We start from the raw sequence: 25,596 nt of genomic DNA on the forward strand, positions 1-25,596 counted from the left end.
TTATATCTTAAATAATTCTTTACCTTTTACAAATGTATTGGTTACTTTTCCTTGAAGTTTTTTGTCCTCAATAGACGTATTTTTGGATTTAGAAATTAAATTTTCTTTTTTTACAATCCAAGGTTTATTTATATCAACAATACAAAAGTCAGCATCATTACCAATTGAAAGATTTCCTTTATTGATATTTAAAATTTTAGCTGGATTAGATGTTAGTGCTTGGATTATTGTTTCAAGTTTTGCAGATCCATTATGAAATAGTTCCAAACTTAAAGACAACAAAGTTTCAATACCAGATGCACCTGTTGCTGCTTGCGAAAATGTCAATCGTTTTGATTCTTCATCTTCAGGTTTATGATCTGAAACAATGACATCAATTGTTTTATCTTTTAATCCTTGGACTAAAGCCAATCTATCTTCTTCTTTTCTCAATGGCGGAGATAATTTTAAAAATGTTTTAAAATCTCCAATATCATTTTCATTTAAGGAAAGGTTATTTATTGAAACTCCACAAGAAAATTTAATATCATTTTTTCTTTGTTTAATTATTTCCACTGATTTGCCTGATGATAGTTGAGATATGTGATATCGACACTTTGATTTTTCTAACAATGTTAAATCTCGTTCAATAATTATTCTCTCAGCCACATCTGGTATACTTGATAACCCAAGTTTTGTAGCGATTATACCGGAATTTATCATACCGTTTTTTGCCAACTCATAATCCTCAGCATGTTGCATTATTAGGCATCCTAAATCCTTTGCTGAATTCATTATTCTTGACATTAATCTAGTATTTTGAATTGTCTTTACACCATCTGTAAAAGCTACAATTCCTTTATTAGCTAATAATCCAAATTCCGTCATATTTGTTCCCTCTACATTTTGTGTAAGAGATGCGCATGGAAATATATTAATCTTAGATTTATCTCGTCCTCTTCGTTTTAAAAAATCTACTATTGAAACATTATCAATTACAGGATCTGTATTAGGCATTGTTACTACAGATGTTACTCCTCCAGATAGAGCTGCATTACTTAGAGTTCTAAAATTTTCCTTATACTCATACCCAGGTTCTCCAACAAAAACTCTCATATCGACTAAACCAGGGAATATATATTTTCCTTTTAAATCAATTGGTTTTTCTCTGGATGGTAAATTATTTATATTTACTTTTTTTCCTATTGCTTCAATTTTGCCTTCTTCGCTAATAATTAATCCTCCATTTTCATTAATTGAATTTTGAGGATCAATTATATTTGCATTGATAAAATATTGTTTTTTCATTTATTCACAAAATATTTTTAAACAGGCCATCCTTACAGCAACTCCAAGTTCAACTTGCTCTTTGATTACACTTTTATTTATATCGTCAGCCAATCTTGTATCTATTTCGATACCTCTATTCATTGGGCCAGGATGCATTATTAGTGCATCAGGTTTAGCATGATCTAATTTATCAGGTGTTAAACCGTAATATTCATAATACTCCCTATTTGATGACAAATAAGAACTTGTCATTCTCTCATTTTGTAATCTTAGCATCATTACAATGTCACAATCTTTCAATCCTTTTTTCATATCAGTAAAAGTATTAACACCAAACTTTTCAATTTCTTTTGGCATTAAATTTGTTGGGGCAACAATATTTACTTCAGCACCAAGCATAGTTAGTAAATAAATATTTGATCTTGCGACTCTTGAGTGAAGAATATCTCCACATATAGCAATTTTTAATCCTTCAATTTTTTTCTTTCTATTTCTTATTGTTAAAGCATCCAGCAATGCTTGAGTAGGGTGCTCACGCCTTCCATCACCAGCATTTAATACTACACAATTTACTTTCTGAGATAATAAATTGCATGCCCCAGAATCTTGATGTCTTATTACAATAATGTCAGGATGCATCGCATTTAGAGTCATTGCTGTATCAATTAAAGTTTCACCTTTTTTAATTGCTGAATTATTCATATTCATTGACATCACATCAGCACCAAGTCTTTTTCCAGCTAACTCGAATGAACTTTGTGTTCTTGTTGATGGTTCAAAAAATAGATTAATTTGAGTTTTGCCTCTAAGAACATCAATTTTCTTGTTCTTGCTCTGATTTAATTTAATGAAAGTTTCAGATTCATCTAAAATGTAGTTAATATCACTAACTGATAGATCTTGGATACCTAACAAATGTTTTTGAGAAATTTTAATAGCTTTGATGTTTTTTGCCATTAAAATTAACTCTATAACTATAAAGCCGTTGAATGGCAAGGATTAATTATTTAGATAGTCTATGGCTCCCTGAAGAATAAAAGCTGCTGCGTTCTGATCTATATTCTTTTCTCTTTTAGATACATTAACATCTAATTGGCTTGATAAATTAAAAGCCCCAACAGTTGATAGCCTTTCATCCCAGAGACACACATCAACATCTATCTCTTTATCTATATTTTTAGATACATCATTGACTGACTGTGCTGAAGAGCCTGAAGATCCATCCATATTTAAAGGATAACCAATGATAATTGCCTTGATGTCATTCTCTTGAATAATGTTTTTTAACTCTTCAATTAATTCATTATTTTTTGATTTATGTATAGTTTTATAAGGGGTAGCAATTAATTGCTTTTCGTCACAAATTGATACACCAATTCTTTTTGAGCCCAAATCTAAACCCATCAAACGACATTTTTCTGACTGTTTTTTTTTAAATTCTTCTATTGTGATCATGTTGTATATTTTAAACTATAGTGATAGTTTGCGTCATATTTAAATATCATATGAGCATCGATCTTAAAACCATAAAGCATATATCTAAATTATCAAGAATTTCAGTAGATGAGAAAAAAGCTGAAAAACTTGCTAGTGATTTGAATTCAATTTTTGATTTCATTGAAAAACTCAATGAACTTAAAACTGAAAATGTTGAACCACTTACATCAGTGGCTGAAACGACTTTAAAATTAAGAACTGATGAAGTTAAAAGTAAAAATTTAAGGGAACAAATAATAAAAAATTCTCCAAAAGATAATGAAGATTATTTTGTTGTACCAAAAGTTATAGAATAATGTCTGATATAACCAAGCAAACGCTTTCTGAATTAGTTAATAATATTAAAGAAAAAAAACTTTCTTCTTCAGAAATTACCCAAGCTTTTGTTGATAGATCAGAAAAATCAAAAGAATTAAACACTTATATTACTGAAGATTTTAGTAATGCTTTAGAAAAAGCTAAAAAATTTGATAACAACCCAAAATTGGATTTAAAATTACCAGGAATACCAATGGCTGTAAAAGATTTATTTTGTACAGCTAATGTAAGAACAACAGCTGGTAGCAAAATATTAAACAATTTTGTACCCACTTATGAGTCTACTGTTACTCAGAATATCTGGAATGAGGGAGCAATTCTTATTGGTAAATTAAACTGTGATGAATTTGCAATGGGATCATCAAATGAAACAAGTTTTTTTGGTAATGTTCAAAATCCTATTGATAAAAATTTAGTTCCAGGTGGTTCATCTGGTGGTTCATCTTCTGCTGTAGCAGCACAATTAACTCCAATTACAATTGGAACTGATACAGGTGGATCTATTAGACAACCAGCGTCATTTACAGGCACAGTGGGTTTAAAACCAACTTATGGTAGTTGTTCTAGATATGGAATAGTTGCTTTTGCATCTTCTCTTGATCAGGCTGGTCCAATGGCTCGAAACGTAAAAGATTGTGCATTGTTGCAAGAGGTAATTAGCTCATACGATCAAAAAGACTCAACTTCTATTGATTTTAAAAGAAACCAATACAGCAAAGAATTAACAAAAGACATTAAAGGAAAAAAAATAGGTATACCAAAAGAATATAGAGTTGATGGAATGCCAAAAGAAATTCATGATCTTTGGCAGAAAGGTATTGAGTATGCTAAAGATTGTGGTGCGGAAATAATTGATATTTCTCTTCCACACACAAATTATGCTTTACCAACTTACTATATAGTGGCACCAGCTGAAGCATCTTCTAATCTTGCAAGATATGATGGTGTTAAATATGGCTTTAGAGCTGATGGAGAAAACCTTATTGATATGTATGAAAAAACTAGATCAGAGGGATTTGGAGCCGAAGTTCAAAGAAGAATAATGATAGGTACATATGTTTTATCTTCAGGTTATTACGATGCATATTATTTGAAAGCTCAAAAAGTTAGAAAATTAATTAAGAATGATTTTGATGAAGCATACAAAAAAGTAGATGCAATATTGACTCCATCAACCCCTAGTTCTGCTTTTAAAATTGGTGAAAAAACAAATGACCCAGTTTCAATGTACTTAAACGATATTTTTACTGTTCCTGTAAATTTAGCAGGTTTACCAGGAATTTCTATTCCAGCTGGTCATGACAGCAAAGGCTACCCATTAGGTTTACAAATTATTGGAAAAGCATTTGATGAACAAAATATCTTAAACATTGCTTATGCAATGGAAGAAAAAATTAATTTTAAAAATAAAATTACTGATTGGTGGATTAAGTGAGTAAAGAAAAGTCAGAATATTTAATCAATAGAAATGATAATCAATACGAAGTTGTCATTGGTTTAGAGGTTCATGCTCAAGTACTTTCCCAATCAAAGTTATTTTCTACGTCAGCTACTAAATTTGGCGCTGAACCAAACACACAGGTAAGTTTAGTAGACGCTGCTTTTCCTGGAATGCTTCCAGTGATTAATGAATTTTGTGTTAAGCAAGCAATTAAAACTGGAATAGGATTAAAAGCTAAAATTAACAAAAGATCAGTATTCGATAGAAAAAATTATTTTTATGCTGATTTACCACAAGGATACCAAATCTCTCAATTTAAGGACCCAATAGTTGGTGAAGGTAAAGTTATTTTGGATATGCCGGATGGTCAAAAAGAGGTTGGTATTGAAAGATTACACTTAGAACAAGATGCGGGTAAAAGTATCCATGATTTAGATCCAAAAAACACCTTTGTTGATTTAAATAGGTCAGGTGTAGCTTTAATGGAAATTGTCAGCAAGCCTGATTTAAGATCGCCAGATGAAGTTAATGCATATATTAAGAAATTAAGATCAATTATGCGTTATTTAGGAACTTGTGATGGTAATATGCAGGAAGGATCTTTGAGAGCAGATGTTAATGTTTCTGTAAGAAAAAAAGGAACAAAAGATTTTGGTACTAGATGTGAAATTAAAAACGTTAATTCTATTAAATTCATGCAAATGGCAATTGAATATGAAGCTAATAGGCAAGTTGATTTAATTGAAGACGGACAATCTGTTGATCAAGAAACAAGACTTTTTGATACTAAAAAAAATGAAACAAGATCCATGAGATCAAAAGAAGATGCTCATGATTATAGATATTTTCCAGATCCTGATTTATTACCACTAGAAGTTTCTGATGAATTTATCAATCAATTGCAATCAGAAATACCAGAGTTACCTGATGAAAAGAAAAAGAGATTTATAGTTCAATTTAAATTAACTCCATATGAAGCAAATATCATGGTTTCAGACATTGAAACCTCAAACTATTTTGAAGATGTTGTTAAAAAATCTGACGTTAAATTAGCAACAAACTGGATTATAGGTGAATTATTTGCTGCACTTAATGAAAAAAATTTAGAAATAACTGATAGTCCAATTAGTGCTGGTAATTTGTCAAAATTAATTAATTTAATTAAGGATGGCACAATTTCTGGAAAAATTGCAAAAACTGTTTTTGAGCAAATGATGGAAGGGGACAAGGATCCTAAAAAAATTGTTGAAAAAAAAGGATTAAAACAAGAAAGTGATCCAAAAGCTTTAGAAGCTTTAATAGATAAAGTAATTGATAGCAATAGAGATAAAGCCACCGAATACAAATCTGGTAAAGTTAAATTATTTGGCTTCTTTGTTGGACAAGTAATGAAAGTTTCAGGTGGAAAAGCTAACCCTCAGTTAGTAAATGAGATTTTAAAGAAAAAACTTTAGGTTCATGGGCTCAGACCTAAAAATTAGCATCAAAATTCAAGATTACATTTTAAATAATGGACTAGATCTTCATTCAGTTCAAAAAGAAATTATTTCTTACAATGAGTCTCTGGGAGATATTAAAAGGATGCAAATATCTATCTCACAATCTCAATTTTTATACTTAATAGTAAAAACATCTAATGTTAAAAAAATACTAGAGATTGGAACTTTTACCGGCTTAAGTGCTTTATCAATGTCTCTTGCTTTACCAGAAGATGGTAGAATTATTGCTTTGGACAAAAATCAAGAAACTAACGAAATTGCAATAAAATTTTTTGAAAAAGCAAAACAAGGTCATAAAATTCAAACAATAATTAAACCTGCTTTAGAAAGTTTAAATGAATTAAAAGAAAATGATTTTGATTTAATTTTTATTGATGCTGATAAGAAAAATTATAAAGAATATTATGAAAAATCTTTAATTTTATTAAAGAAAAATGGCTTAATAATAATTGATAATGTTCTATGGTATGGTCAAGTTGTCGATGAAAATAGTGATGATAAAATCACTTTAACAATTAAAGATTTTAATAATTATGTTTCTAAAGATAAAAGAGTTGAAAAAATTATAGTTCCATTAGGAGATGGTATGACAGTTTGTAGAAAATTATAATGTTTGATGTTTTTGGATTTTATAAGTTTATTAAAATTTCTTATTTAAAGAAAAATCAAAAAATACTTCAAGATCAATTATTAAATAAAAACATACGTGGAACAATTATTATTTCCAATGAAGGGTTAAATGGAACAATTTCTGGCAAAAATAAAGATATTAAATTGATTAAAGATTATTTACACAAATTATTTAAATTTGAAAAATTTGATAGCATTAATAATTCAAAAAGCTCTTTTCAGCCGTTTCATAAACCAAAAGTAAAAATCAAAAAGGAAGTGGTTCCAATGAATTTAAGTTTAAAAAAGAGAATTAAAAAAAAAGATAGTCATCTTAACCCGCAAAAGTGGAACTCATTAATTAAAGATAAAAAAACAGTTTTAATTGATGCTAGAAAACCTTTTGAATATAAAGTTGGAACTTTTAAAGGTTCAATTAATCCAGATGTAGATAATTTTCGAGATTTTCCAAAATATCTTAAAAAATTAAAAAAAAATCAACCTATTGCTATGTTTTGTACTGGAGGTATTAGGTGTGAAAAAGCGTCAGTCTTTTTGGAAAATAAAGGTTACAATAATGTCTACCAACTAAAGGGTGGTATTTTAAACTATTTAAAAAAAACGGACCCAAAAAAAAGTTTATGGAAAGGTGAGTGCTTTGTATTTGATAATAGAATTAGTTTAAAGCATGGTTTGAAAATAGGTTCTTACTCTATGTGTAGTGGTTGTAGAAAACCTATTTCTCCAAAAGATAAAAAATCAAAAAAATATGAAGAAGGTGTTTCTTGTCCAAATTGTCACGATAATTTAACAAATAATCAAAAATCGAGATTTAGAATGAGACAAAAACAAATTAACCTTGCCAAAAAAACTGGAAAAAGTCATATCTTTCAAAAAGAATATTAAAATATTTTTAGTTTAAAGAAATGAATTTATTAAAAGATGACGTCTCTCAACTTATAAAAAAACTTGCTATACCAGCAAGTGTTGGGACATTATTTCAAACATTATACACGTTAGTTGATACTTTTTATGCTGGGAAAATTTCGCCTGAAGCTTTATCTGCATTAAGTAAATCCTTTCCAATCTACTTTCTAATTATTGCCACGTCTATCGGTGTCACTGTTGCTGGGACTTCATTAATTGGTAGTAGTATTGGGGAAAAAAATGAAAAAAATGTATTAGGTTATTTTACAAATATCATTCTTTATTCAGTAATAATTTCAATAATTGTATCAATAATTGGATTTAGTTTTTCTGAAAAATTATTTTTAACCATGAATTCATCAAGAGAAGTAATTACTCTTGGCCTTGAGTACACTAATGTAATATTTTATGGAACTATTCTCTTTATACTGGTTGTTGCTTTAAACTCTTTTCTTCATGCTGAGGGAGATACAGTCACATATAGAAATGCTCTTATTTTATCTTTTTTTTTAAACATTTTATTAAATCCAATATTTATATTTGGATTTTTATTTATCCCAGCTTTTGGTGTTGCCGGCATTGGTTATGCAACTTTGATTGCCCAATTTCTTTCTCTAATAATCGTTTTAATTAAATTGTTAAAAAATAAACGTATTAAAGAGATCACTTTTCAAAATTTTAAGATCAAATTCTTCTACATTAAAAATATTTTTTTCCAATCAATGCCAATTACAATAGCTATTCTTGGTTACTCAATTGCTGCAACGATTGTATTTACCTATGTTGCATTTACAGGAGAATATGCTGTAGCAGGTTATGGAGCGTCAACAAGGATTGAACAAGTTGTATTGTTGCCTGTATTGGGGATTAATACAGCAATAATATCAATTATTGCACAGAATATAGGTGCGAAATATTATGATAGAGTAAAACAATCTTATTTTATATCAGTAAAATACGGCTTGGTTATAATGTTAGCGTCTGGAGTATTGGTATTTGTGACTGCAGATCTAATGCCAAAATTTTTTTCATCTAACACGGAAGTTATTGAATATGGGTCAATGTATTTAAAAATTTCTGCATTTATCTTACCAGCATACCCAATTTTTTTTCTATCAAATGGTTTTTTTATGGCTTTAAAAAAATCTGAGAAAGCAATGATTAACAATATATTAAGGAACGTACTGGTTCCATTTTTATCTTATTATATAGCACGTTCTATTGACGCTGATTTTAAAACTTTCTTTTATATATGGGCAATATTGCAATGGTTGATATCAATCTTACTATTCTTTTATGTTAAATATTATATTAACAATAAATTAACTACTGGTTAATGTTTTATACAAAAAAGAAATTGATAATTTTGATAATTATTTCATCTATATTTTTTATACTTACATATAACGATGTAAGATCTGAAAATATAAATAAAATATCAGGTTTTGCTAAAGTTGTTGATGGAGATACAATTAAGATCAATTCAAAAAAAATTAGATTATACGGTATTGATGCACCTGAAAAAAAACAAAAATGTAAAAAAACTTATTTAACAATATCTTTTATGTCTTTTACTAAAGATTATATGTGTGGAGAATTATCTACTCAAAAGTTAATTAAAAAGATTAATAAACAAAAATTAAATTGTAATATTTTACATGTTGATAGGTATAAAAGGTTAATAGGCGAGTGTTTTAAAAGTAATATAAATTTAAATTCTTGGATGGTTTCAAATGGTTATGCAGTAGCATATAGAAAGTACTCTAAAAAATACGTTTCAGATGAAATTAATGCCAAAAATAACAAATTAGGTATTTGGCAAGGTAAATTTGAAATGCCATGGACTTACAGAAAATTTAATAGATAAAAGTAATTATATCTAGTCTATTAAAAGTTATAGCCTAGAAGTTTTCGACTATTTCTATATCTTGGGGTTTATTATCGGCTTGGAATAAATCATAAACTTTTTTCAGTCCAAGTTCAAAATTTTTTGTATATCTTTCAGTATCAAATAAATTTTTTTTAGATTTATTATTAGATAGTTTTTTTTTGATTTTTTCTAATTTTGATGGATTATTTGCAAGTTCTAAAATTAAATTTTCATATTCTTTTTCATCTTCACATATGAGTTCATTTAGATCGACTGAATTTAGTAGACTAGAAGCAACTCTTGAAGCAAATTGATTTCCTTTTTTTGTAACTATCGGTAATCCAGCCCATAATGCATCACTAGCTGTTGTATGAGCGTTGTAATTAAAAGTATCAATAAATATATCTGCATGTTTATGTCTCGCTAGATGTTCAGATTGACTGATTCTTTCTGCGAAAATAATTCTATTTGGGTTAATATTATTTTTTTTTGCTTCTTGAAGTAAGTTCTGTTCAGCCCAATGATTAGATTTTAAAAGCCAAAGAACACTATGTTCTATTTTACTTAGTATTTTCATCCAAATTTTAAATTCAAATAAACTAATTTTATAAGTTTGATTAAAGCAGCAAAGTACAAAAGATTTTTCTGGTAAATTAAAATCTTTACGAGTTTTTTTATCATTCGAAATTTTTCTTAAATTATCATTTGGCTGATAACAATGAGGCATATAAATTATTTTTTCTGAAAAATATTTTTTATTTTCTTTAGGAATTACAATTTTGTCAGCAACTATGTAATCAATAAAATCTGCTCCACTAGTTCCAGGATAGCCCAAAAAATTAATTTGTATGCCCGCTAATCTATTTTGAAATAATTCAGTACGTCCATTTGATGTGAAACAGTTTTCATCAATTGCTATATCGATATTATTTTTATAAGATAATTCTACTATTTCTTTAGTTGACAAATTTTTTACATCTAAAAAATGATCTACTGTTGATTTAATCTTTCTATTCATCCAATCATCGTTATTGGGACCATATGAAAAAGCATATATCTCAAACAAATCTCTGTTATGTTTTTCTAAAATTCCACTCATTAAATGCATAGAAGGAAAATCATAGAAATCAGCACTAAAATAACCAATTTTAATTTTTTTATTTTGATATTTTAATTTATTATTTTTTGTAAAATTTTCTTTAAAATTTTCGTTTATATAATTTTTTGATCTTAAATAATTATGTTCCGGGTTATCGTCCCATGATAATGCTAAAAATGGAGGAATTGAATTGGTTGTTATCCCTAGGACAGAAGATATTTTTGATATTTTATCAGATATACTAAAATCACAAATATTTTTTTTTAAGTGAAACATATTTGCTATAGCTGACACCATATTTTTATCATTATAAATTGCCCTATTATAAGATAAAATTGCTTCATCTAATTTACCAATTTTTTTATACGCATTAGCTAAATTATTATGAGCTTTTGCATATTTGGGATTTAATCTAATCGCTTCATTAAGGTATTTGATTGATTTGCTTAAATTTCCAATTTGTCTATATATGTTACCTAGATTGTTAAATATTTCTGGAGACTTATTGTTTAATTTATTTGCTTTATCTAAATTAATTATAGCATTATTTAAATCACCTAATTTTTGATTAGCATTTGCTAAATTAGCATAACTTCCAAAAAAATTAGGATTTAGTTCAATTGATTTATTATAATTTATAATTGCTTCGTTAACTTTTCCTATTCTCAATTGTGTGTTTGCTAAGTTAAAATATGTATGAAATAAATCTTGATCATTTGATGATTTTGTAATCGCATTCTGGTAAGCATTGATAGCCTTTGTTAAATTATTTTCTTTTTCAAAGACTAATCCTAAAATTTTCCATGCAAATGCATTTTTTGGAAAATTATATGTAATGTCCAACCCTATTTTTTTAACGATATCATATTTTTTTTGATTATATGAGTTTATAAGTAAATCTAACTGATCTTTCAAAAGTTTATTATTCAAATCAAAATAATTTAAATTCTTGAAACAAAATCTTCAATCCAATTTATTAGATGTTCTGCAAATGATCTTCTTACAAACAAATTAACATTATTTTTATCTTTGTTATGTAAAATTACATCAATATTATTTAACAAGGTTTGAGTGGTAGAGCCTATTTTCTTTTTAAATTCATTAAAATTAAAAGGACAACCTGAAGAAAAAAGTTCATATATTTTATCACCTTTTATTTCTAATTGAACAAACTGGTCAGTTACATCTGTTACTGCTCCAAGTGATTTTTTTGAAATATTGTTAAATAATATATCATTTAATTGGTATGTGTTGGTTTCTTTACTAGTAGTCTCATTTGATACAATCATCCATTCATCTGGACTTAACCATATCGCAGTAAGTTTATCACTAGATGAAGATGTATTTGCTTCTGTTGGCAAAATCATATTTAAACTTTTTCCTACATTTGTAAAAAATTCTCTTGTTTTGCCTCTTAAATTTAATTTCATTATTGGTGCAACTTCTTTTACGGAAACACTGTTGCCATTAATTTCACTGTTTATTTCTTGATTATAACTAAGCATTTAATCTTTCATTGGTTTGATCAAAAAATACTGGATTTGTAACAGTTACATTAATTGTTTTATCTTCCATAGGAATAAATAGTTTTTTACCCATCATATCTTTGCCACCTCTAACAACGGCTAGGGCAATAGATTTATTTAAATTTGGACTAAAGTAACTTGAAGTAACATGACCAAGCATATCAACAGGTTTTTTATCTAGTTCAGAAACAATTTGCGCTCCTTCTTCCAATACAACCTTAGGGTCATCTGTTAATAATCCCACCAATTGTTTTCTGTCTTCTCTCATAGTATCAGATCTGTAAAGAGATCTTTTACCAATAAAATCATATTTTTTTTTACTAACAATCCAATCCATCTGTAAATCTACTGGTGTCATTGTTCCATCTGTATCTTGACCAACAATAATAAAACCTTTTTCAGCTCTCAGTAAGTGCATCGTTTCTGTACCATAAGGAGTAATATTAAATTCTTTACCAGCCTCCATACATTTCTCCCATAGAGCTTTTCCATAACTTGCTTGGACATTAATTTCAAAACTTTGCTCACCTGTAAAACTTATTCTCATAATTCTGCAAACAATACTTCCAATTTTTGCTTCCTTAAAAGACATGTGAGGAAAATTTTCATCAGACAAATCTAAATCAGGAATAATTTTTTTAAGAATTTTTTTGCTATTAGGGCCACACAAACTTGCTGTTGCAAATTGATCTGTAACTGAAGTTAAATATACGTCTAATTCTGTCCATTCTGTTTGAAGGTAATCCTCTAATTTTCCAAGAACATTTGCTGCACCACCGGTTGTTGTTGTCATTAGATAGTGATTTTCACCTAATCTTGTAGTAACACCATCGTCATATACCATTCCATCTTCATTTAACATTAAACCATATCTACATTTACCAATGCCAAGTTTTGACCATGCATTTGTATAAACTCTATTTAAAAATTCTGAAGCATCACTTCCTTGTATATCAATCTTACCAAGTGTGGACGCATCCAATATTCCTGAACTTTCTCTGGCAGCTTTACTTTCTCTTTGAACTGCTTGGTGCATAGTTTCATCATTAATAGGATAGTACCAAGCTCTTTTCCATTGACCAACATTTTCAAATTCTGCTTTTTGTTCAACATGCCAATCATTCATAGGTGTTCTTCTAAAAATATCAAAAAACTTACCAACATTACGTCCTACAATTGTTCCAAATGTTAAAGGAGTATAAGGAGGTCTAAAAGTAGTCGTTCCTAGTTCTCCCATCTTAACACCTGCTGTATCTGCTATTATTCCCAAAGCATGCATATTTCCTAATTTTCCTTGATCAGTTCCCATTCCAGTTGTTGTATATCTTTTGACATGTTCGATAGATCTGAAACCCTCTCTTAGTGCTAATTTTATATCTTTTGCAGTTGCATCATTTTGATAATCAACAAAAGGCTTAGTTTTGCCTAAAGCTTTATCAGACGGTAATAACCATATATTTCTTTTTGAAATCTCTTGGTCGTTATTAACAGTAATATTTTCAAAATCTGTTTTATTTATATCTAAAAAATCTTTTAGTTTTTCATTTAAGTTTTTAAATATTTCATCAAGTTTAAAATCACCACAACAAGATCCAACACTTATTTGATCTGAATTATTTTTATTTGGAATAAATATTTTTTTATCCTCATCAAAAGCAAGTTTGCTACCTGACTGAGTATATAGGTGAACAGCCGGAGTCCATCCACCGGCAACCCCTAAACAATCACATGAAATAGAAATTTTATTTCCGGTTACTGAAGTTCCATCATTTGATAATTTCATTATTGAGACATTGTTTAATCTTTTATAACCAGAGGTATCAACAACTGTATGTTCCCAGTATATTTTTACACCTGCATTAATAACTCTTTTTTCTAAATTTGTTTCGGATTGCTTTCTAATATCAACTATTGCTTCAACTTTGATACCTTTATCGTTTAATGAAAGTGCACTTTCATATGCACTGTCATTATTTGTAAAAAATACAATCTTCCTACCACAGGCAACACCATAAAAATCACTATATTTTTTAATTGCAGAAGAAAGCATTATTCCAGGTCTATCATTATTATTAAATACCATCGGTCTTTCCAAAGCACCTGTTGCCAAAATTACCTTCTTTGCTCTTATTTTAAGTAACCTTTGTCTAATTTTATTTGTCTTATCTTTTTTTTCTAAATGATCTGTTAAGTTCTCTCTTGCTAGCAAATAATTATATTGATGGTACGCAGCAACACTTGTTCTAGTTTTTATTTCTAAATTTTTAATATTTTTAAGTTCTTCAATTTCTTTTTTTAACCATTCAGATGAAATTTTGTTATCAATTTTATTACTTTCATTGTTTTCATAAATAGTTGATCCTCCCATTTCATTTTTTTCATCTAAAAGTAAAGTTTTGTAGTTATTCTTTGCAGCATTTTTAGCTGCTAGAATTCCAGATATACCTGCGCCAACTACAAGAACATCGCAATGAATATTTCTGTGATCGTAAATGTCAGGATCGTTTGATGTTGGTGATTTCCCCAGTCCTGCTGAATGTCTTATAAAGTATTCATATTTTTCCCAGAAGCTTGCAGGCCACATAAATGTTTTGTAATAAAATCCTGCAGGAAGTAGGGGTGATAAAAAATTGTTTATTCCACCAATATCAAAGTTTACACTTGGCCAGCAATTTTGACTTGATGCCTCCATTCCTTCATATATTTCAACTTCAGTTGCCCTAACATTTGGTTCAGTTCTATTAGTATTGGGATTGATTTGAACAATTGCATTGGGCTCCTCAGAACCTGATGTCATAATACCTCTTGGTCTATGGTATTTAAAACTTCTACCTACTAAATGAACATTATTTGCCAATAAAGCAGAAGCAAGTGTGTCACCTTTAAATCCATAATAAGTCGTACCATTAAATTTAAAGGAAACTCTTGTTGTTTCATCAATATATTGACTAGATTTAACTCTTAAATTTTCTGACATTTATTTTATATCGAAGGGGGTTTTTCTCCCATTTTATAGATTGCTTTAATCTCATCGTTCGAAGTGTCTCTAACCATATTAAACCATTTACGACAACCGTGAGCGTGGTTCCATCTTTCATATTGAACACCTTTAATATTTTTTCTCATAAATAAATATTCTGCCCATTCATCATCACTAAGTTCTGTCGGTTGTTTAGGTCTTTCTATATGGGCTTCACCACCAGCTTTAAACTCTTGCTGATCTCTCTCACCACAATATGGACAATTAATAACAAACATTAGTGAGCAACTGCTGCAGCACCATGTTCATCAACAAGGTCTCCACTTACAAATCTATTTAAATTGAATGCTGCATTAAGTTTATGTGGTTCATCATTAGCAATTGTGTGTGCAAACAAATCTCCTGATCCAGGTGTAGCTTTAAAGCCTCCTGTGCCCCAACCACAATTAAAATAAAGTCCCTTGATGGAAGTTTTACTTAATATTGGACTTGCATCAGGACATATATCCACAATTCCTCCCCATTGTCTTAGCATTCTCATTCGGCTGAAAATTGGATACAATTCTAAAATAGCATTTAGAGTACCTTCAACTATTTGATGACTTCCTTTTTGAGTGTATGAAACATAATCATCTGTCCCAGCGCCAATAACTAATTCACCTTTATCAGATTGACTTACATAAGCGTGTACAGCGTTTGACATAACAACTGTATCAATAATTGGTTTCACCGGTTCTGATACTAGTGCTTGAAGAGGTTTGCTTTCTAGAGGAAGTTTTATTCCAGCCATATTAGCGATCACACTTGAGTGTCCAGCTGCCACAACTCCAATTTTTTTTGTTTTAATAAATCCTTTTGTTGTTTCTATACCTTCAACACTATCACCATTTCTTTTTATACCTTTTACTTCACAATTTTGAATTATATCAACACCCATTTCATCCGCACCTCTAGCATAACCCCAGGCAACAGCATCATGTCTTGCTGTACCAGCTCTTCTTTGTAATGTACCACCAAGCACAGGATATCTTATATCTTGAGATGTATTTATAATTGGACAAAACTTTTTAACTTCTTCTGTACTCAAATAAACGGCATCTATGCCATTTAGTCTATTTGCGTGTGTTCTTCTTTTTAAATCTCTTACATCTTGCAAATTGTGTGCAAGATTCATTACACCTCTTTGACTAAACATTACATTGTAGTTTAACTCTTGAGATAATCCTTCCCAAATTTTTAGCGCGTGATCATAAAGTCCAGCACTAGCGTCCCATAAATAATTTGATCTGATAATTGTAGTGTTACGACCAGTGTTTCCTCCACCAATCCATCCTTTTTCAACAACAGCAATATTTTTCATATTGTGTTTTTTTGCTAAATAGTATGCTGTCGCTAAACCATGACCACCTCCACCAACTATGACAGCATCATACTCTTTTTTTGGAGTAGGGTCTTTCCATGCTCTTTGCCAATTCTCATGGTATGAAAAAGCGTTTTTGATTAATGAAAATACTGAGTATTTATTTCCCATAATAATTGAATAATTACTTTATAAATATTGAATTTTCAATAAAATCACTTATTACACAATGTCATACGGAGAGATGGGTGAGAGGCTGAAACCAGTCGTTTGCTAAATGACCGTGCGAGGAAACTTGTACCGAGGGTTCGAATCCCTCTCTCTCCGCCACTAATATAAAGGCTGATCTTTAAAAAAATCTTTCATTACTATTGGGTTTTGTTCCAGCACATATCTGTAAACATTATAATTTTCCAATACACGCTGAACATAGTTTCTAGTCTCTCTAAATTTAATCAGCTCAACCCAATCAACATAATTTATTTGTTTTTTTTGTGGATCCTTATTTAATTTTTTCCAATATTTAACTCTATTTGGACCAGCATTGTACGCAGCTATTGCAAATGGATAAGCTCCATCATATTGCTGAATTAAGCCAGCAATATAATGAGATCCCAAATTTATATTATACTCTGGGTCGGTTGTTAATCGAGATTTTGTATAGGGAAGCTTTGCTTGTTTAGCAACTAATTTTGCTGTGTAAGGCATTAATTGCATTAAACCTTTTGCACCCGCATGACTATTTGCTTTTAAATCAAATTCACTTTCTTGTCTTATAATTGATAAAATTAATGCACTTTCAGGAATCTTTCTTCCATTAATGTATTTAGGTGTGCTTATTAATGGATAATTGTATTTGTTATGAAATCTTTTTTGATAAGAGGCAATTTTTGATACTTGTATTGCAAAATCATATCTACTGATACTTGTAGCAAGTTCAGCAGCTAAAAGTTCACTGCCTTCAGAAACGTTATCATTAGCAAGATGTCTTAAGATAAATTTTGTATACTTGTCTTTATCTAATTCATGCAAAAGATGTGTGATTTTTACTAATTCTTTATTAAAAAAAGCTTTTCTATATTCATCTTCAACCAACATTGTTTTATCAAGTTCAAATTTTCCATTAGGATTAATTTTTAAAAATGCTAGTTGTCCGTAATATGTAGTTAAATATTTTGTAGCCTCTTTATACCATTTTTCCGATCGATCTTTATCTTTTAGTTTTTCATATGATCTACCTAACCAATATGCGCCCCTAGAAACACTTATTGGATAATTAACATTATCAAAAAAGTTTTTAAAATGATCTTTAGCAAGAAGTGGATCATTTAAAAAACTTAGTGCTATCCAACCACTCATCCATTCTGCCTCTGCAAATTCAGACCCTTCAGACATTCCGTGATTGCTACTAATTTTATAAGCTAGTTCATATTGTTTTTTGTAAATTAACTTTCGAGAAATGATTTCTCTTTCTTTCCACCATTTGTCAGGCCTAACTAAATAATCTTTATCATTTTTTATCTTGTGCAAAATTTCAGTAGAAGATTCCAATCGTCCTTTTTTTCTCCTCCACTTTAAACGATCATAGTTTAATCCAGCATCATTTTTAAATTTGTTTGGAACATTTTTGATTGCTTGATCTACTCCGTATCCCTTGGTCATCAAAATATGTCTTGCAGTATAGAGTAATTCATAGTCTTTAGGTAAATATCTGATTAATCTTTTTAAATCCCAATGATCACTATTCCATGCTAGATGATCAGCTCTTTTAATATAGTCATTTGCATCAAGATATTTTTTGTATTTTTTTCTGAAAAACCTTAACTCACTTTTTGATAAATCTGCCGAAATCCATCCATTTTTAATCAGAGCAATACCTTTTACTTTGTCTCCTGATAAAATATGACTTTCACCTAAAATCATCTTACCATATCCACTTAAAGGTTCATTTTTTGAAAACCAATTGATTATTTTTCTTGGAGAAACTTTTTCTATCGAAAGTTTATGCTCAGCCAAATATCTCAATCTATCTATTCTTGGATAATCTGAATTTTCCTCGATAAAGACTTGGTAATCAAAAAATGACTCTTGATTACCTGTCGTTAGTAAATGTCTCCACTTTATAAAATTATATATAGATCTATCTTTAGCTTTTTTTGAGATGTTAATTGCAGATTTCCACTGACCTTTTTGCATTTCGCCAATAGCTTTTTTTGCAATCCCAAAATCTTTTTTATTATAAAATTTAGAAATTTTTACTGTTCCTGAATTTATTAACCCGCTTATAACTGGCTTTTTTTTAGGTAAAAGAAAACTAAGTTTAGTCTCTTTTTTAGTAACCTTTTTCTCAACTTTAACTTTTGACGGTTTTTTTAGAGGTTTGATTGTATTTAATATTATTTTTTTGTTTAATTCTTCAGAGGATAGCGATGGTTTTTTTAAAGGTACAATCTGTGCCCAACTGAAATTAAAGCTAATCAAGGAAGTTATTATTAAAAATAATAATTTTTTAATCATAATCTTTTGGTATATGAATCTTTAAACTATGTTATAAGTATTTATGTTCAAAGGATCAAATGTTGCTTTAATTACGCCGTTTAAAAACAATCTCTTAGATGAGGAGGCGTATATTAAATTAATACATTTTCATATTGAAAATGGAACTAGTGGGCTTGTACCTGCTGGTACAACAGGAGAATCCCCAACATTAAGTCATGATGAACATCAAAAAGTAATTGATCTCTGCATAAAAGAAAGTAATGGAAAAATTCCAGTTATAGCTGGAACAGGTTCAAATTCTACTGAGGAAGCTATTTCTTTAACTTTACACGCTGAAAAGGCAGGTGCAAATGGTGCTCTAATCGTAACACCTTATTATAATAAACCTACTCAAGAAGGTTTGTACCAGCATTATAAATCTATAAATGACAAATGTGGGCTACCATTAATAATTTATAATATTCCAGGTAGATCAGTTATTGATATGAATGTTGATACAATGGCAAGACTGTTCGAGTTGAAAAACATAGTTGGTGTAAAAGATGCCACTGGAGATTTGGACAGGGTTGATCAACAGTTATCAAAAATGGGTAAAGAATTTATTCAATTGACTGGTAATGATGACAATGCGCTAGAATTTAATAAAAGAGGTGGAGTAGGCGCAATAAGTGTAACAGCAAACATAGCACCAAAACTTTGTTCAGATTTTCAAAAATTTTCTAAATCTGAAAATGATATTAGTGAAGCTGAAAAATTAGATAAAATTTTACAACCAATTCATCATTCGATGTTTGTAGAAAGTAATCCTAGTCCAGTAAAATATGCTGCTAAATTATTAAATCTATGCGAAGATGATGTTAGATTACCTCTGGTAAAAGTTACCGAACAAACTAAGGAAATTGTTAAAAAGTCTCTTCAGTCAGCAAAATTGATTTAATGAATAAAAAAACCAATTCTGGTTTAAAAATAATCTGCTTAAATAGGAAAGCTAGTTTTAATTATTTTTTTGAGGATATTTTGGAAGCAGGCATTGTTCTTAAAGGTTCTGAAATAAAATCAGTAAGAGATGGAAAAGTTAACATAGCAGATTCCTATGCAGTTGAAAAAAAAGGAGAAATAATTTTAATTAATTCTCATATTTCGCCTTACAAACAAGCAAGTTATTCCAATCATAACCTAACTGATGAAAGAAAGTTACTACTAAACAAAAGAGAAATAAACAAATTAATTGGAAAAATGCAAAGAGATGGATTTACCATTGTTCCAACCAAAATGTATTTTAAAAAAGGAAAAGCAAAAATTGAATTAGCAGTTGCTAAAGGAAAAAAGCAATACGATAAAAGAGCAACAAAAAAGAGTAGAGACTGGAACCGTGAAAAGGCAAGATATATTAGAAAATCAAGCTAAAATTGTTTATTTAGGTATTGGCTCTAATTTAGGTGATAGAAAAAAAAATATAGAAATTGCAAAATCTCACTTAAGTGAAAATAATCTAGATTTTTTATCTATCTCAAGTTTTTATGAAACACCTTCTTGGCCGGACCCCAAAAAACCTAAATTTTTAAATGTAGTTATCAAGGTAAAGTTTTGTTTTGATCCAGAAAGTCTCCTTAAAATATGTAAGAAAATCGAAATTTTATTAGGAAGAAAAAAAGGTAAAAAAAATGATCCACGTATTTGTGATATTGACATAATCGATTTTGATAAAAAGGTTTTAATAGTAAAAAACAAATTAACTTTGCCTCATAAACTTATGCATAAAAGAAATTTTGTACTTATCCCTTTTTTTGAAATTCAAAAAGAATGGCATCATCCAATTATTAAAAAAGATCTTAAAAGCTTGATTTCTTCACTCTCTCAAGCAGACATTAGGTCTATTAAACAAATTTAAATTAATGTTATAATAGGGTTATGCTAAATTCTAATGAACTAATTAATAAAGTTAAAAATTATAATAAATTTTTAAATCCTGAAAAATTAGATAAAGCTTATAATTTTGCTGTAAAGGCCCATAAGAGTCAAAAGAGAGCTTCCGGTGATCCTTACTCTGTACATCCAATTGAAGTTGCAAATATTTTAACAGAGTTAAAATTAGACAGTGCTACAATTGCCACTGGGTTATTGCATGACACTATTGAAGATACCTTTGCAACTTATGAAACAATAAAAGCTGAATTTGGCGATGAGGTTGCTGACTTAGTAGATGGTGTTACTAAAATATCTGTTTTTGAAAATACAGCTGGATCAAATTCTAAAGTAGAAAATTTTAGAAAATTAATTTTAGCAACATCAAAAGATATTAGAGTTTTGTTGGTAAAAATTGCAGACAGATTGCACAACATGCGAACGATTAAAGCAATTACTAAAGCGGAAAAAAGACAAAGGATTGCTCAAGAAACAATGGAAATTTATGCTCCATTGGCAGACAGAATGGGTATGCACAGAATACGTGATGAGCTTGAAGATTTATCATTTGAAATTTTAAATTACGATGCAAGAAAATTAATAAAAAAAAGACTTGATGAAATAAAATTAGATAGAAAAGATATTTTTGAAGAACAATCATATGAACTCAGTGAAATATTGAATGATCACGAAATTAAGGCTGAAATTTATGGAAGAGAAAAAACTCCATTTTCAATATGGAGAAAAGTACAAAAAAAAAGAGTTTCATTAGAGCAGATAACAGACATCATTGGCTTTAGAATTATATTAAATACTATTGATGACTGTTATAAAACTCTTGGTATATTTCATCAGAAATGGAACTGCATTCCTGGTAAATTTAAAGATTACATCTCTTCGCCCAAAATAAATGGATATAAGTCAATTCATACTTCAGTTATTGGTTCAAATAAAAAGCCTATAGAGATTCAAATTAGAACAAAAGAAATGCATGACTTTGCACAAAGAGGTGTTGCATCGCATTGGCAATATAAATCTTCTGAAAAATTTAATTCATTAAGTTGGAAAGAGTATGATTGGTTAAAAGATTTAGTGGAGATTATTGAAAAAAATGAAAATCCTGAGGACTCATACGAATATACAAAGCTTCAAATGTTTCAGGAAAATGTCTTTTGCTTCACACCAAAAGGATCTGTAATTAAATTACCAAAAGATGCAACAGCAATTGATTTTGCTTATGCTGTTCACACTAAAATTGGTAATTCCGCAATTGGTTGTGAAGTAAATGGAAATAACTGTGAATTACAAACAATATTAAGAAATGGTGATAGGGTTAACATTCTCACATCTAAAAATAGTTCACCATCTCTGCATTGGATACCTACTACCAAAACAGGTAAAGCAAGAGCTGCTATTAGAAGATATTGGCATGACAAAGGTGAACAAAAAGAGGAAAAAACAAAAAAATATAACACTACACTTTGGATTTCATTACCTGATAAACCTGGTCAACTTGGTGATATAAGTTCTTTAATTGGAAGTCATAAACTTAACATTTCTAATTTAGAGATGGCGGGTAAAAATCCAAACTATATCAATTTTAAATTTAGATTAATAATCAGAAATCTTAAGAATTTTACAAATTTTATTGCAGAGCTAAAGCAAAAAGGTATAAAATTTAAGATAATTAGACACGAAGAAAAAAGAAATGCTTTCACTCAAAAAATCCTTAAATATTTTAAAAAAGACTGATGCGTTATTAGAAGGACATTTTGTTTTATCCTCAGGACTACACTCTCCAAAATATATTCAATGTGCTAAACTTTTAAGCTTTCCTTATTTAGCTGAAAAAATTTGCAAATCACTAGCAAATAAAATTAAAAAAAATTTTAAAAAAATAGATTTAATACTCGCTCCAGCTATGGGTGGTGTAATAATAGGTTATGAAATTGGTAAAATTTTAAAAAAAGAAACAATTTTTTGCGAAAGGGTGAATGGAAAATTTACTCTCAGAAGAGGTTTTAGTATAAAAAAGGGAGCAAGAGTTTTAATTATAGAAGATGTGATTACCACAGGTAAATCTAGTTTGGAATGCGTAAAACTTATTAAAAAATCAAATGCAAGACTTGTTGGATTTGCTTCTATAATTGACAGATCAACAAAAAAATCTCTGAAAATAAAAAATAAAATTGTTTCTCATTTAAAAATAGATGTGCCTAGCTATAACCTTAAAAATATACCTAAATCTCTAAAATCAATTCCCATTACCACTCCAGGAAGTAGATTTATTAAGTGAAAAGACTAGGTGTAAATATAGATCATATTGCAACACTGCGTAATGCACGTGGTGAAAAACATCCTAATCCAGTATTTGCAGCAAAAAAAGTTATAAAATTGGGTGCAGACTCCGTAACTATTCATTTGAGAGAAGATAGAAGGCACATAAATGATTTAGATACTAAAGAGATTTGTGCTTTGAATAAAGTGTTAGTGAACCTTGAAGTCTCAATGAATAGTGAAATAATTAAAAAAGCTTTAAGATATAAACCAAATTACATTTGTATTGTTCCAGAAAACAGAAAAGAAATAACCACAGAAGGTGGTTTAAATCTAAAAGATAATTATAAAAAATTAAAAGAAATAATTTTTAAATTTAAAAAGTCAAATATTAGAACTAGTTTATTTATCAACCCCAACTTAAATGATATTAAACTTTCAAAAAAATTAAATGTGGATTGTGTTGAAATCCACACTGGAAAACTAGCTAATTATGTTAAATCGCATAAAAATTTTTCAAGCGAATTAAATAGAATTAAAAAAAGCTCAAAACTTGCATCTAAGCTAGACATAGAAGTACATGCAGGTCATGGTTTAGATTACAAAACGACTAAAATTTTAACAAAAATTAAAGAAATCGAGGAATTCAACATAGGACATTTTATTATTGGAGAGTCGATATTTTATGGTCTACCCAAAGTAATTAAAGATTTTAAAAAAATTATTAAAAATTAATGAAAATTTTAGGTATTGGAGTTGATATAATTGAAAATAATAGAATTAAAGAAGCTATAAAAAGTAAATCTTTTATTAATCGAGTTTATAGTGTGAGAGAACAAAGACAATCAAACTTAATAAAGAATAAAGTGGCTTTTTTTTCAAAAAGATTCGCAGCAAAAGAAGCATTTGCAAAAGCTTTGGGTACCGGCTTTAGAATGAAATTGAACTTTAAAGATATAGAAGTAGTTAACGATAAAATGGGTAAACCAAATTATGTTACAAACAAAAAAATCACCAAAATGATCCAAAATAAATTTAAAATTAAAAAATATAATTGTTTTCTATCCATTTCGGATGAAAAAAAATATTCAACAGCATTTGCTATTATTCAATCATAATGAAACTAGATAAAAAATTTTTTTCAGAAAATATAAAAACTTTATTTTATGCTTTGATAATTGCAGTAATAATTAGATCACTTTTAGTGCAACCTTTTTATATACCTTCTTCTTCGATGGAACCCACATTACTTGTAGGTGACAGATTATTTGTTACGAAATATTCATATGGATATAGTAAACATTCTTTCCCTTTTAGTCCGCCAATACTTAGTAAAAGAATAATGTTCAAAAGTCCTGAAAGAGGGGATGTAATTGTATTTAAAACACCAGCTGACAATAGAACAGATTATATAAAACGTTTAATTGGGCTGCCAGGAGATAAAATCCAGTTTATTGATGCCAATCTATATTTAAATAGTAGCGAAATACTTAAATCTAAAATCCCACTTAAAACAAAAATTTATTGTGGTGACACAACAATTGATGTCTTAAAGTTTGAGGAAAAATTACCTAATGGTAAAAAATTTCATACAGTTTATTTAAAAAATTATACTTATCAAAATTCTGATGTTTTTACAGTTCCAGATGATCATTATTTCTTTTTAGGTGATAATAGGGATTGCTCTAAAGATAGCAGATTTCTTTCAAGTGTTGGTTATGTTCATAAAGATAACTTGGTTGGCAAGGCTCAATTTATTTTTTTCTCATCTGATAAAAAAATAGGAAGTTTTATTGAATTTTGGAAATGGCATAAATCTATAAGATTTAAAAGAACCTTTAATGTTATTAATTAATGAAAATAAAGTATCAAGAACTAGAAAAAAAAATAAATATAGTTTTTAAAAAAAAAAATTTATTAGACCAATCTCTTACTCATAAAAGTTTTAATTCCTCTAAAAATAATGAGAAAATTGAATTTTTAGGTGATCGTGTACTAGGACTGATCATGGCTAAAAAATTATTAGAAATTTATCCCAATGAAAAAGAGGGAATACTTGATAAGAAATTTGCTTCACTTGTTAATAAAAAATCTTGTCTTGAAATTGCAAAATCAATTAATTTAGAAAAATATATTAAAACTTTTAATCCAAGAAATAAAAAAATAAAAATTGAAGATAAAATTATTGCAGATAGTTGTGAAGCTTTAATAGGAGCAATTTATCTCGATAAAGGCTTTAATATTGTTGAAAAATTTATTTTAAAGCAGTGGGAAGCAAAAATTAGTGATAGCGTTGTTACCGAAATTGATGCCAAAACTAAGTTACAAGAGCAAACATTAAAAAAATTTAAAAGTCTTCCTAAATATAAATTAATCTCAAATACTGGACCAAGACACAAACCTGTATTTAAAGTAGGAGTAAAATTACCTAATACAAAATACTTTATTGGCATTGGCAATTCCAAAAAAAATGCCGAGCAAAGTGCTGCTACGGAGTGTCTAAATAGTTTTAATAAATAA

Annotated in this window: 25 protein-coding genes and 1 tRNA gene; 17 read left to right on the forward strand and 9 right to left on the reverse strand. The window is 28.9% G+C overall.

The window, feature by feature from the left end; all coding sequences use genetic code 11:
• Genes pyrC through ruvX form a run of 3 tightly spaced genes read right to left on the reverse strand, consistent with a single transcriptional unit; the run spans nt 1 to nt 2,724 of the window.
• A complete protein-coding gene (gene pyrC, locus ACTTBK_RS02100) occupies nt 1-1,287 on the reverse strand; it encodes a dihydroorotase (RefSeq protein WP_440618357.1) in 1,287 nt (428 codons plus the stop codon).
• Nucleotides 1,288-2,226 (reverse strand): aspartate carbamoyltransferase catalytic subunit, encoded by a 939-nt coding sequence (locus tag ACTTBK_RS02105; RefSeq protein WP_262589128.1) that lies wholly within the window; start codon nt 2,224-2,226, stop codon nt 1,288-1,290.
• Nucleotides 2,227-2,268: 42 nt separating this feature from the next.
• Nucleotides 2,269-2,724, reverse strand: a complete 456-nt coding sequence (ruvX, locus tag ACTTBK_RS02110) for a Holliday junction resolvase RuvX (protein WP_440618358.1) — start codon at nt 2,722-2,724, stop codon at nt 2,269-2,271.
• Between the two features lie 50 nt (nt 2,725-2,774).
• On the opposite strand from ruvX, the gene gatC reads away from it, so the two are divergent.
• The 7 genes from gatC to ACTTBK_RS02145 are packed head-to-tail and all read left to right on the forward strand — an operon-like array spanning nt 2,775 to nt 9,427.
• A complete protein-coding gene (gene gatC, locus ACTTBK_RS02115; protein WP_440618359.1) occupies nt 2,775-3,062 on the forward strand; it encodes an Asp-tRNA(Asn)/Glu-tRNA(Gln) amidotransferase subunit GatC in 288 nt (95 codons plus the stop codon).
• Nucleotides 3,062-4,519, forward strand: coding sequence for an Asp-tRNA(Asn)/Glu-tRNA(Gln) amidotransferase subunit GatA (gene gatA / locus ACTTBK_RS02120; RefSeq protein WP_440618360.1), 1,458 nt, complete (start codon nt 3,062-3,064; stop codon nt 4,517-4,519). Before gatC ends, gatA begins: the two co-directional genes overlap by 1 nt.
• Complete coding sequence (gene gatB / locus ACTTBK_RS02125; RefSeq protein WP_440618361.1) at nt 4,516-5,979, forward strand: Asp-tRNA(Asn)/Glu-tRNA(Gln) amidotransferase subunit GatB; 1,464 nt, start codon at nt 4,516-4,518, stop codon at nt 5,977-5,979. Before gatA ends, gatB begins: the two co-directional genes overlap by 4 nt.
• Nucleotides 5,980-5,983: 4 nt before the next feature.
• Nucleotides 5,984-6,634 carry an O-methyltransferase gene (locus ACTTBK_RS02130; protein ID WP_440618362.1) on the forward strand — a complete coding sequence of 217 codons (651 nt, stop codon included), beginning with the start codon at nt 5,984-5,986 and terminating at the stop codon, nt 6,632-6,634.
• Nucleotides 6,634-7,539, forward strand: a complete 906-nt coding sequence (gene trhO, locus ACTTBK_RS02135; RefSeq protein WP_440618363.1) for an oxygen-dependent tRNA uridine(34) hydroxylase TrhO — start codon at nt 6,634-6,636, stop codon at nt 7,537-7,539. The genes ACTTBK_RS02130 and trhO overlap by 1 nt, the downstream gene beginning before the upstream one ends.
• A gap of 20 nt (nt 7,540-7,559) precedes the next feature.
• The gene (locus ACTTBK_RS02140) at nt 7,560-8,897 is read left to right on the forward strand and encodes an MATE family efflux transporter (protein WP_440618364.1); all 1,338 of its coding nucleotides are present in this window, start codon (nt 7,560-7,562) and stop codon (nt 8,895-8,897) included.
• Nucleotides 8,897-9,427: a thermonuclease family protein gene (locus ACTTBK_RS02145; RefSeq protein WP_440618365.1), complete on the forward strand. Its 531-nt coding sequence runs from the start codon at nt 8,897-8,899 to the stop codon at nt 9,425-9,427. Before ACTTBK_RS02140 ends, ACTTBK_RS02145 begins: the two co-directional genes overlap by 1 nt.
• 34 nt (nt 9,428-9,461) lie before the next feature.
• Here ACTTBK_RS02145 and ACTTBK_RS02150 read toward each other — a convergent pair whose 3' ends face one another.
• The 5 genes from ACTTBK_RS02150 to ACTTBK_RS02170 are packed head-to-tail and all read right to left on the reverse strand — an operon-like array spanning nt 9,462 to nt 16,566.
• A complete protein-coding gene (locus tag ACTTBK_RS02150) occupies nt 9,462-11,459 on the reverse strand; it encodes an O-linked N-acetylglucosamine transferase, SPINDLY family protein (protein ID WP_440618366.1) in 1,998 nt (665 codons plus the stop codon).
• A gap of 11 nt (nt 11,460-11,470) precedes the next feature.
• Nucleotides 11,471-12,034, reverse strand: a complete 564-nt coding sequence (locus ACTTBK_RS02155) for a sarcosine oxidase subunit gamma (protein ID WP_440618367.1) — start codon at nt 12,032-12,034, stop codon at nt 11,471-11,473.
• On the reverse strand, nt 12,027-15,032 hold the full coding sequence (locus ACTTBK_RS02160) for a sarcosine oxidase subunit alpha family protein (RefSeq protein ID WP_440618368.1): 3,006 nt from the start codon (nt 15,030-15,032) through the stop codon (nt 12,027-12,029). Before ACTTBK_RS02160 ends, ACTTBK_RS02155 begins: the two co-directional genes overlap by 8 nt.
• Nucleotides 15,033-15,037: 5 nt before the next feature.
• On the reverse strand, nt 15,038-15,313 hold the full coding sequence (locus ACTTBK_RS02165) for a sarcosine oxidase subunit delta (RefSeq protein WP_262589138.1): 276 nt from the start codon (nt 15,311-15,313) through the stop codon (nt 15,038-15,040).
• Nucleotides 15,313-16,566 (reverse strand): sarcosine oxidase subunit beta family protein, encoded by a 1,254-nt coding sequence (locus tag ACTTBK_RS02170; RefSeq protein ID WP_440618369.1) that lies wholly within the window; start codon nt 16,564-16,566, stop codon nt 15,313-15,315. Before ACTTBK_RS02170 ends, ACTTBK_RS02165 begins: the two co-directional genes overlap by 1 nt.
• A 67-nt stretch (nt 16,567-16,633) precedes the next feature.
• Here ACTTBK_RS02170 and ACTTBK_RS02175 point away from each other — a divergent pair.
• Nucleotides 16,634-16,725: transfer RNA gene (locus ACTTBK_RS02175), tRNA-Ser, on the forward strand.
• Here the strand turns inward: ACTTBK_RS02175 and ACTTBK_RS02180 are convergent.
• Nucleotides 16,726-18,912 carry a lytic transglycosylase domain-containing protein gene (locus ACTTBK_RS02180; RefSeq protein WP_440618370.1) on the reverse strand — a complete coding sequence of 729 codons (2,187 nt, stop codon included), beginning with the start codon at nt 18,910-18,912 and terminating at the stop codon, nt 16,726-16,728.
• Between the two features lie 43 nt (nt 18,913-18,955).
• Here ACTTBK_RS02180 and dapA point away from each other — a divergent pair, with 43 nt between their 5' ends.
• Genes dapA through rnc form a run of 9 tightly spaced genes read left to right on the forward strand, consistent with a single transcriptional unit; the run spans nt 18,956 to nt 25,596 of the window.
• Nucleotides 18,956-19,831, forward strand: a complete 876-nt coding sequence (gene dapA, locus ACTTBK_RS02185) for a 4-hydroxy-tetrahydrodipicolinate synthase (RefSeq protein ID WP_440618371.1) — start codon at nt 18,956-18,958, stop codon at nt 19,829-19,831.
• Nucleotides 19,831-20,301 carry an SsrA-binding protein SmpB gene (smpB, locus tag ACTTBK_RS02190; RefSeq protein WP_440618372.1) on the forward strand — a complete coding sequence of 157 codons (471 nt, stop codon included), beginning with the start codon at nt 19,831-19,833 and terminating at the stop codon, nt 20,299-20,301. The genes dapA and smpB overlap by 1 nt, the downstream gene beginning before the upstream one ends.
• Nucleotides 20,267-20,785 carry a 2-amino-4-hydroxy-6-hydroxymethyldihydropteridine diphosphokinase gene (gene folK, locus ACTTBK_RS02195; protein WP_440618373.1) on the forward strand — a complete coding sequence of 173 codons (519 nt, stop codon included), beginning with the start codon at nt 20,267-20,269 and terminating at the stop codon, nt 20,783-20,785. The genes smpB and folK overlap by 35 nt, the downstream gene beginning before the upstream one ends.
• 20 nt (nt 20,786-20,805) lie before the next feature.
• Nucleotides 20,806-22,551, forward strand: a complete 1,746-nt coding sequence (locus tag ACTTBK_RS02200; RefSeq protein WP_440618374.1) for a RelA/SpoT family protein — start codon at nt 20,806-20,808, stop codon at nt 22,549-22,551.
• Nucleotides 22,508-23,095 (forward strand): orotate phosphoribosyltransferase, encoded by a 588-nt coding sequence (gene pyrE / locus ACTTBK_RS02205; RefSeq protein ID WP_075506756.1) that lies wholly within the window; start codon nt 22,508-22,510, stop codon nt 23,093-23,095. The genes ACTTBK_RS02200 and pyrE overlap by 44 nt, the downstream gene beginning before the upstream one ends.
• On the forward strand, nt 23,092-23,811 hold the full coding sequence (locus tag ACTTBK_RS02210; RefSeq protein WP_440614326.1) for a pyridoxine 5'-phosphate synthase: 720 nt from the start codon (nt 23,092-23,094) through the stop codon (nt 23,809-23,811). The genes pyrE and ACTTBK_RS02210 overlap by 4 nt, the downstream gene beginning before the upstream one ends.
• On the forward strand, nt 23,811-24,194 hold the full coding sequence (gene acpS, locus ACTTBK_RS02215; RefSeq protein WP_440618375.1) for a holo-ACP synthase: 384 nt from the start codon (nt 23,811-23,813) through the stop codon (nt 24,192-24,194). Before ACTTBK_RS02210 ends, acpS begins: the two co-directional genes overlap by 1 nt.
• Nucleotides 24,194-24,931: a signal peptidase I gene (lepB, locus tag ACTTBK_RS02220; RefSeq protein ID WP_075506753.1), complete on the forward strand. Its 738-nt coding sequence runs from the start codon at nt 24,194-24,196 to the stop codon at nt 24,929-24,931. Before acpS ends, lepB begins: the two co-directional genes overlap by 1 nt.
• Nucleotides 24,931-25,596: a ribonuclease III gene (rnc, locus tag ACTTBK_RS02225; protein ID WP_440618376.1), complete on the forward strand. Its 666-nt coding sequence runs from the start codon at nt 24,931-24,933 to the stop codon at nt 25,594-25,596. Before lepB ends, rnc begins: the two co-directional genes overlap by 1 nt.

Source organism: Candidatus Pelagibacter sp. HIMB1493 (assembly GCF_052047995.1).
In the GTDB taxonomy this organism is placed as follows: domain Bacteria; phylum Pseudomonadota; class Alphaproteobacteria; order Pelagibacterales; family Pelagibacteraceae; genus Pelagibacter.